General features: G+C 45.5%; 1 protein-coding gene. It reads left to right on the top strand.

The annotated features are described in order from the left end of the window. Window position 1: 1 nt before the first annotated feature. The coding region (locus tag ACS8FC_RS20040; protein WP_439298075.1) for a DMT family transporter at window positions 2-552 on the top strand (551 nt) is incomplete at its 3' end.

Raw genomic sequence — 552 nt, 5'->3', positions numbered from 1 at the left:
CATTATCTTTTTGACCCTCTCTTTTATGTGGTCACTCTCTTTTGTGTTTTATCGGATCGGCGTGCCGGAGTTCGGCTCATTAGCGTTTGCCAGTCTGCGAGTGATATTTGCTGGACTGGTCATGCTCGTCTTTGTATTGTTAAAAAAGAAAAATAGAGTCGGTATCAAAGCGCATTGGAAAATGCTCACGCTGGTTGGTTTGTTCTCGGCAGCGCTGCCATTCGTGTTGTTTTCTTTTTCTGCGCAATCAGTGAACGCAGGTGTACTCGCCGTACTAAACGCTTCTGTACCGATGATGAGTGGCTTTATCGCTCGTGTGTTTTTTAAAGACAGACTGTCCAAAAAACAAGCGCTTGGCTTGGTAATTGGGGTAGTTGGGGTGATTATATTGATGAGCGAAAGCTTATTTGGTGGCGGCGAGCAGGGTAAGGGCTTAGTTGAGAGTTTATTACCAATGGGCTATGCCTTGTTTGCTTGTGTGGGTTATGCGCTTGGCGCAAACATCACCAAAAACTACTTATACAACGTCTCACCCGTTGCTATTACAGCAGG

Source organism: Psychrobacter sp. 1Y4 (assembly GCF_051847555.1).
This window is presented reverse-complemented; position numbering and strand designations above follow the sequence as displayed.